This window comes from Rhizobium sp. SVR5-9E (assembly GCF_056755095.1).
In genome coordinates, this window is sequence record NZ_JBNDHS010000079.1 from 20407 (window position 1) to 28282 (window position 7876).

6 protein-coding genes and 1 pseudogene are annotated in these 7876 nt (G+C 57.5%); all 7 read right to left on the reverse strand.

Features of this window, described 5'->3' with window-relative positions:
* Nucleotides 1–11: 11 nt before the first annotated feature.
* The gene (iolG, locus tag ACPYOJ_RS26455; protein ID WP_481418894.1) at nt 12–1007 is read right to left on the reverse strand and encodes an inositol 2-dehydrogenase; all 996 of its coding nucleotides are present in this window, start codon (nt 1005–1007) and stop codon (nt 12–14) included.
* Nucleotides 1008–1029: 22 nt separating this feature from the next.
* Entirely contained in the window at nt 1030–2151 is a 1122-nt protein-coding gene (locus ACPYOJ_RS26460) for a substrate-binding domain-containing protein (protein ID WP_481418895.1), read from the reverse strand.
* A 28-nt stretch (nt 2152–2179) separates the two neighbouring features.
* Nucleotides 2180–3064, reverse strand: a complete 885-nt coding sequence (locus tag ACPYOJ_RS26465) for an alpha/beta fold hydrolase (RefSeq protein ID WP_481418896.1) — start codon at nt 3062–3064, stop codon at nt 2180–2182.
* 10 nt (nt 3065–3074) lie between these two features.
* Nucleotides 3075–3383, reverse strand: a complete 309-nt coding sequence (locus tag ACPYOJ_RS26470) for a putative quinol monooxygenase (RefSeq protein WP_481418897.1) — start codon at nt 3381–3383, stop codon at nt 3075–3077.
* Nucleotides 3384–3464: 81 nt separating this feature from the next.
* A complete protein-coding gene (locus tag ACPYOJ_RS26475; protein WP_481418900.1) occupies nt 3465–4397 on the reverse strand; it encodes an ABC transporter permease in 933 nt (310 codons plus the stop codon).
* A gap of 59 nt (nt 4398–4456) precedes the next feature.
* A complete protein-coding gene (locus tag ACPYOJ_RS26480) occupies nt 4457–6046 on the reverse strand; it encodes a sugar ABC transporter ATP-binding protein (protein ID WP_481418898.1) in 1590 nt (529 codons plus the stop codon).
* Between the two features lie 1383 nt (nt 6047–7429).
* Nucleotides 7430–7776, reverse strand: a pseudogene (locus tag ACPYOJ_RS26485) (helix-hairpin-helix domain-containing protein); the annotation flags it as partial.
* Nucleotides 7777–7876: the final 100 nt, after the last annotated feature.

The following is a 7876-nucleotide window of genomic DNA, read 5'->3' on the forward strand; positions in this document are numbered from 1 at the left end:
CTCCGTCAGTTTTAGCCGACAGAGACGCCGGATTGAGTTTCTATCGACTTGAGGGCGGCCTCTGCGAGGGCGAGCGCTTTACGGCCATCGTCCGCACCTACGGGCATCGCCGTCCCAGCTTCGACCGCCCTTAGAAACGCATCAAGTTCCAGTTCATATGCCTGCTTGTATCTCCCCAAGAAGAAATGAAGCAGTGGTGCCTGTGCGTCTGTCGTGCCGTTAGTGAAGCGGTGAACCGTGTGGGGCCGCACATGACCGTTCTGGAGCATGCCGTTTGAACCGAAGACCTCGATCCGCTGGTCGTGACCGTAGGATGCATGACGGCAGGTGTTTATGTGGCACTGCTTTCCAGAGGCGGTACGCATGACGACCATCGTCGTGTCGAAGTCGCTGAAATCGGAGATTTTTGCGTCGACAAGGCAATTGCCGACAGCGAAGACTTCGACAGGGTCTTCACCAAGCAGCCATCTCGCCATGTCGAAGTCGTGGATAAGCATGTCGCGAAAAATTCCGCCTGACCGCTGGATGTATTCCGCAGGCGGCGGTGAAGGATCGCGGCTCGTGATGATGACTTGTCGGACGTCACCAATCTCGCCGGCCTCGATAGCCCGTTTGATTTCACTGGCGCTCGGATCGAAGCGACGGTTAAAGGCGAGCATGAATGGCTTACCGGACTTCTCGATTTCGACGATCGCCGCGTTGGCCTTATCCTGATCGAGGTCCAGCGGCTTCTCGCATAGGACCGCCTTCCCGGCGGCCAGAGCCGCCAGCGTCAGCGGAACGTGGGTGTCGGTCGGAGTGCCGATGACTACCGCATCGATGTCGCTCCGACCGATCGCGGCATAGGGATCGGTACTGTATTCGCAGCTAAGCTTCTCCGCCGTCGACGAGGCAGCGGCCTCGACCGGATCCGCTACGACGATAAGCTCCGCCCGCGGGCTGGCCGCCACGTTGGCGGCATGAATCTGGCCGATCCGGCCAGCACCTAAAACTGCTACTCTCAGCATTTTCCTATCCCTTGCCTTTAGTTTAGTTCAGAGCGTCGACCAGGCTCGCCGGCGGCTCCGAATGGTAGGTGAGCTTCCACGATTCAAGGAGATTGTCCCTGGTGACAGCGAGCGGCGGCAACACCACGTAAGCTGGGGCCTTCTTGTCGAGCAGGCCATAGCCGGCGAGAAGCGCTTCGGTGACGCCCTGCTGGTAGGGCCGCTGAGCGCCGATACCCTTGACGAACGTACCCTTCGCGAGGCTCAGGCAGGCGTTAAGGCCCAGATCGATCGTGGTAATGATGAGGTCCTTACGGCCTGCGGTGCGGGCCGCCGACATCACTCCGTCAGCCGGAGCCTCCCAGACGGCCCAGATTGCCTTCACGTTGGGGTTGGCCGCGAGGATTGCGCTCGCGGCCTTTTCCGCATTCCCGATAAGGTCGGTGCCATCGATCCCCTGCTCCGCGACGACCTTCACCTTGGGGAACTGACCGATTGTCTTCTTGAAGGCCTCGTAGCGCTGCTTGGTCACGAAGAAGTCGCCGGCCAGATAAACGATACCGACTTCGCCCTCTTCTTCGATCGCCTTTGCCATCAGGAGCGCAGAGGCAACGCCGTTACCATAGTTGTCCGAAGATACCGTGCTGACGTAGTCCTTGCCGATTTTCATCCCCTGAGGGACGTTGTCCATGAAGACGATCTTCACGCCTGCGTCGGCGGCTTTCTTGAAGGCTCCGGCCGTTGCAACCGGATCGACCGGAATGGACACGATGATCGATGGCTTCAGGGCAAGAACGGTTTCGATATCCGCGACCTGCTTTTCGGGTTTGAAGTTCGCGTCGGTCACCGACACGATCTTGATGCCCATCTTTGCGAACTGGTCCGTGAGGCCCGCGATTTGCGCGACCGCCCAGTCGTTGCGGTAGTGCAGAACGACGGCCGCCGTGGCGTTCATCGCCTTGATTTTCGTCAGTTCGTCGTCCGACAGCTGGATGCCGTCGGCCGAGCTCGGCGCTTCACCGTGCGGACCAAGGCTTTGAACCTTTCCGGACGCGAGGTCGTCGAGCATTTTCTGGACGTCGGCTTCCGCCGCCAGCAACTGCGTTGCCGTGGTGCATGCGATCAGGGCAGCCGCGCTGACCTGCAGGAAAAAGCGTCGATTCATGGTTTCCTCCCGTGTTGAATCGATGGACTTACTTAGTGAAGAAGTTCCGCAGGCTGTCGGCCAGCATCTCCGGCCGCTCCAGGGCGAGGCTATGACCGCAATCGTAGAGCTCGCCTGTCACGTCCTCCGCGAACAGCCGTGCCTGCTTCTGACCGAAGTCGCCCGTAAAGTGCTCCGCACCAATTACGAGGAGCGGCATCTTGAGCTTGTCAGCCGCCTGAGCCTTGGTGAACGCCTGGTTCTTGAACGTCTGGCGGTAGACTTCGAAGATGGGCCGCAGCCCGCCCGGACCTGTGCAGCAACGTACGAACTCGTTGACGGCGACCTCGGAGATCGCATGGGGGTCGTAGGTCTCCGCCTTCATCCACGTCGACCAGAACTCGCGCTCCTTGCCCTGGATCAGGTATTCCGGAACGTCAGGAACATGGAAGAAGCTCACATGCCATAGCCAGTGCCGCGCCTCGACGTTCTCCAGCGTCAGATGCGACCAGTCTTCGAGACCGAAGCCCGGCAAAAGCTTCTCGGCAAAGGAGAACTTCATCACGCGGTCGCGATTGAGGGCGGCGACCGCGTATGCGAACGCAGCTCCCCAGTCTTCACCGTGCAGGTAGAACTTCTCGTGGCTAAGCTGGGTCATTAGCTCTGCGAGATCAGCCGCAACCGTTTCCATGTCGTAGCCGTCCTTGGGCTTATCGGAATCTCCAAACCCGCGGACATCTGGCGCGACCACCGTGAAGTGCTCGGTCAACAACGGAAAGATCAGGTGCCAATAGAACGACGTCTTTGGCACGCCGTGGACGAGGAGGAGTGCCGGACCGCTGCCTGCGGTAACGTAGTGAAGCCTAACGCCGTTCACCGTGGCGCGGTGATGGGTGGCGGGTTTGCCCTGATGGTCGAGAATGAGGTTATCCATCTCCGCCTCCTCAGCGTGCGAACTGCGAGCGCATATCGAGGTAGTGCATCTCGATTTCGCCCTCGATCAGATCCGGAAGATCGGCAATGAACTTGACGTGGTACGGCATCGTGAAGTGATGATCGAGATCCGACCGGTCCTTCCAGTTTTCGTACATCACCCACTCGCCGGGATTTTCCTGGTCCTGATGGCAATCGTAATTGATGCAGCCAGCCTCACTCCGGCTTGGCTCGACCAGAGCCTTGAGGCGATTTCCGAGTTCCTCTTCGGCTCCCTTTTTTGCCTTCATGATTGCGATGACTGTGAGCTGTCGAGCCATTGGGCTTCTCCTTTTTTCGAGATGGCTTTCCCGTCCGCGGGCAAGCCCGCGTTACAAGGCGATTGTTTTTAGGGTTCTAGGCTAGGCCGTTTTCTTGACCTGGCTGAGTGCGACGGCGAGAACGATGATGATCCCGCGGACGATCAACTGTTGACTGTAGTCCAGCCCCATAAGCAGGAGGCCGTTGTTGATGATGCCGATGAGCAAGGCCCCGCACACCGCGCCGAGCACCGCCCCCTTGCCCCCGAAGAGACTGTTGCCTCCAAGGACGGCGGCCGCAATGACGGACAATTCGTCGCCTTCACCCAGCTGATAGCGGCCGGACTCGAGACGACCCGCATATAGGAGGCCAGCCACAGCTGCAGCCAAGGCGGTCATCATCAGAACCTTGAACTTGATGTTCGCCGTATTGACGCCTGTATATCGTGCCGCAACTGGATTTCCCCCGGTCGCGAGAACACGCCGACCAAATCCCGTCTTGCGTAGCAGGACATGGCCAACGATTGTGGCGAGCAACATCCATGGAAGCAGAACCGGAACCGAACCGAGGTCGCCACCGCCGAACCAGAAATTGAATCCGTCGTCGAGGATAGGCACGGCGGCGGTGTTGCTGATCCACATCGAAACGCCCTTCGCAACACCCATCATTGCCAACGTCGTCAGGAACGACGGCACGCCAATGCGCGTGGTAAGAAGGCCGTTGACTGCACCGACCACGAGTCCCGTGGCGAGCGCGGCGGAAACGCCGATGAACGGTCCGTGAGTTGCGATGACCATGGCGGCGACGACCGATACCAATCCAGCGACCGCACCTACCGACAGGTCAATTTCGCCGGCGGCGAGAACGAACACCATGGCCGTTGCAACAATCGCGATGATGGCGCTCTGACGAACGATGTTGAGCAGATTGTTGGTGCCAAGGAAACCGCGATCGCCGAGCGTGAACGCGAATATCACGAAGACGACGACCAGCGCGATGTAGATGATGTTTTCGCGCCATCGGGATTTGAACATCGAAAATGCTCCATTGGAATGGCCAGTGACCTGGATATTGTCGGGTTGAGAAGTCAGACTCATTGGAGCACCTCCGCCGCCTGCGCGGCTTCTTGGATTAGACCGTTCAGTTTCCGCTCTGCGAATTCGACCTGCGCCGCGTCGTCGGCTTCGTCGCCGGGACGGAGGCTTGCACGGTCAACACTCTTCACTAAGCGTCCCTCGTGCATGATCACAATGCGGTCGGACACGGCGAGGAGTTCGGGAATTTCAGAAGAGATCACCAGCACTGCGCGGCCGGCCGACGCGAGAGCCCTCAACAGCGTCACGATTTCGGTTTTGCTGCCGATATCGATGCCCGCCGTGGGCTCGTCGAGGACCAGAATGCGGGGACCAAGCGCAAGCCACTTTGCCAGCACAGCTTTTTGTTGATTGCCGCCTGAAAGGGTACGGATCGGCGCGTCGAGGTCAGATGCCTTGATGCGCAGGCTAGCCGCCTGCTCCTTGGCGATGCGCGTGACCGAGGATGACGGAAGCCACAACCAGCGGGTCAATTTCGAAATAGATGGGAGAGTGATGTTATCGGATATGCTGTGGTTAGGGAAAACGCCTTGCAGAAGGCGATCCTCGGGCACAAGCATCAATCCGTTTTCGATCGCGGTATCTGGATAGAGTTTCGAGAATGACTTCCCGTCGATAACTATTTCGCCGCTGCGTACGGCTTCGATACCAAAGAGTGCCCGAGCAAGAGCACTTCGACCACTTGCGGTCAATCCTGCGATACCGACGACCTCCCCAGCGCGAACCTGTAGGTTCACATCCTTCAGTTTGGATGTCGAAACGAAGCGCATCTCCAAAAGAACCTCACCGAGATGTCCTGTTTCCTTGGGCACATCGAAGAGACCCCGGCCCTTCCGCCCGACGATCTTCTCGATCATTTCCTCCATCGTCATCCCGGCGATTTCGGTCGTCTGGACGAGCTCACCATCGCGGAGAATGGTTGCGGAGTCTGCAATTCTGAATATCTCCGCCATCCGGTGGGAAACGTAGATGATTGCGACACCTTCGGCTTTTAGGCGGCGTAGAAAATTGAAAAGGTGTTCGATCTCGTGATCGGTAAGGGCAGTACTGGGCTCGTCAAGAATCAGAACCCGGGCTTTTTTCGCGACCGCCTTGACGATCTCGGTGAGCTGACGTTGGCCTGCGCTCAGGGAAGATACCGGAAGCGATGGATCAACCTCGACGCCCAACTGACGAAACAACTCGCCCGCTTTGCGTTCCGCGGAGCGGTCGTCTACCATCCCGAAACGGTCCCGCTTCTCCCGCGTGAGGAAAATATTCTGAGCAACCGTCATATTCGGGACTAGGCTGCCGTCTTGAAAAATCATCGCAATCCCGAGGTCGCGGGCTGTAACCGGATTCAAATTTCCGGCCGGTTTCCCACCGACTTCGATGGTGCCATCGTCACAAGCGACGACACCGCACAACACCTTGAGAACGGTCGATTTGCCAGCGCCGTTTTCGCCAAGCAGAGCACGAATTTCGCCAGACTTGACCTCGAACGAAACGTCGCGCAGCGCCTTGATGCCACCGTATGACTTGGTGACATTCGTCAAGCGAACAGCAACTTCGCTTTGATGCTTTGCACGATCTTCAAATTCTTTGGACATCGAAACCTCCCTTGGAACAAACATTCCGGAATTCTCCTCCCCGGTTAGTTCATTCCAAAATTAGGTAACATTCGGTCCACAATTTTGCAAGCACCACAAGGTTGAGTTTTTGCTTTTACATGCGCTCGGCCTAAAGTTCTTTTACTTACAGCGGGCTAATCAACTACTTTGAATCAATCTCGTCAGGAGAATCGTGCTTAACGCCAAGTCCGAGACAGAATGGTTGTATTGGGCCCTGGGAAAAACAAGCGGAGAGGGTTGGAGAGCCAGACGAAATTGCTTCGAAACTCGAAATGATTTCGGATACCACGGCCATCGCATTACGAGCTTAGCGGGCAGCGCGTTTTGCATGCGGAGCGGCAGAGGACGGCCTTTCTGTCTCCAGTCGTCGACAGAATTTGAAGTCGATAGATATTTCGAATTTCGAACTAATCCGTGTCGGAATTTTAGGAAGAATCGTCTGATTCTTAGTAAAGTTGGAGCATCTGCCCGATCGATTCGCCCGCAGAATCCGGCGCTTAGCTAGGGTTCGAATTCCCTGAATATAAGAACAGGTCGAACTAGCTTGACGGTGATCAACAACCCTCTGGACTGCCGCTCGCCGTTGCGCCACTCTATGACTATGGGTTTGGAAGTCTGCAGGCTGATGAATAGAGAACAGATGGTCGGAGGCTTCGGGGCGGCCGAAAATCGCGCGATGGAATTCAAGAGATGGATGGAGAAATCGGAAGGGGCTGCTCCGATCGAAAGACTTCCGAGATGAGCACCCATGATATCAGATGCGCGCGAGAGCGCTGATCCGCCAACCGCGTCCTTTTGAAGCCAGCGTTCGGCCGCTTGGGCGTCGAGCATGATACATGTGAGAGGATCGGCCAACGTCTGCCGAATTTTTTCGATCTGGTCGGCACTGTCCCCCTCGACGTCCCCAGGCGTTTCGGACCGACATCCACCGCAAAGCCACGATAACGACCATCCGCCCCAAGTGGCTCACCTACGACAAACAACGTCGTGATGATCTCCATAGGGCAATGATCTCAATCAGGGTCTGAAACCCCCACCTTTGAGCGACAGCAGCAGCGACCGCGGAAGGCACTCCAATCTCGTCGACACCGAGACTCCACAGAGTTTCGATTGAACCACCAGGGGCGTTCCCGTTGCTCAACATTCGAGCCAGTTCCGGCGATAGGGACATCTCATCGCAACAGAGAGGGCCGTGATGAGCGTCTGGCCATCCCAGCACGAGGTAACTAGCGGCGAAGATGCCCACATCAAGACTGACAACACCAAGTGACCGCTCCGCTTTTGATCGACTCCAACAGCTATCTTGAAGCTATCTTGAGGCGGGAGTGTTGATTTGCGCTGAGAGTTGACCCGGGATTTGCACTGAGAAAGCTGGATAAGCGCCTCGGTTGGCACGCCTGACCGGCGCCACACATCATCGACGGAGGCAAAGGCACTGTTCATACGTGCCGCAACAATCCGCGCTGCGTCAGCAACTGCCAATCCCTTTACGCGCCGGAAACCCAGCCTTACAGCATGCCGACCGGAATTGACGATCCGCTCCAGCGTGCAGTCCCATCGGGAACGATTGATACAGACCGGCCGCACCTCGACCCCGTGCGCTCTGGCATCGCCGACGATCTGGGCCGGCGCATAGAAACCCATAGGCTGCGAATTGATCAGCGCCGCGCAGAATGCTTCCGGGTAGTGGATTTGATATAGTTCGAGGCCTGAGGCTCGACTTATAAGCCTTAAGAAAGGTAGCGCCCCGAATCCCGACTAGAACGAAAGTGGCGTTCCGTCCCATGCGGAGCCTCATCTTCTGCGCTC

What these genes read in the sequence shown, in the direction of transcription:
- ACPYOJ_RS26480 (WP_481418898.1), bottom strand. Translation starts at nt 6,046, where the DNA reads ATGTCCAAAGAATTTGAAGATCGTGCAAAGCATCAAAGCGAAGTTGCT.
- ACPYOJ_RS26465 (WP_481418896.1), bottom strand. Translation starts at nt 3,064, where the DNA reads ATGGATAACCTCATTCTCGACCATCAGGGCAAACCCGCCACCCATCAC.
- ACPYOJ_RS26470 (WP_481418897.1), bottom strand. Translation starts at nt 3,383, where the DNA reads ATGGCTCGACAGCTCACAGTCATCGCAATCATGAAGGCAAAAAAGGGA.
- iolG (WP_481418894.1), bottom strand. Translation starts at nt 1,007, where the DNA reads ATGCTGAGAGTAGCAGTTTTAGGTGCTGGCCGGATCGGCCAGATTCAT.
- ACPYOJ_RS26460 (WP_481418895.1), bottom strand. Translation starts at nt 2,151, where the DNA reads ATGAATCGACGCTTTTTCCTGCAGGTCAGCGCGGCTGCCCTGATCGCA.
- ACPYOJ_RS26475 (WP_481418900.1), bottom strand. Translation starts at nt 4,397, where the DNA reads ATGTTCAAATCCCGATGGCGCGAAAACATCATCTACATCGCGCTGGTC.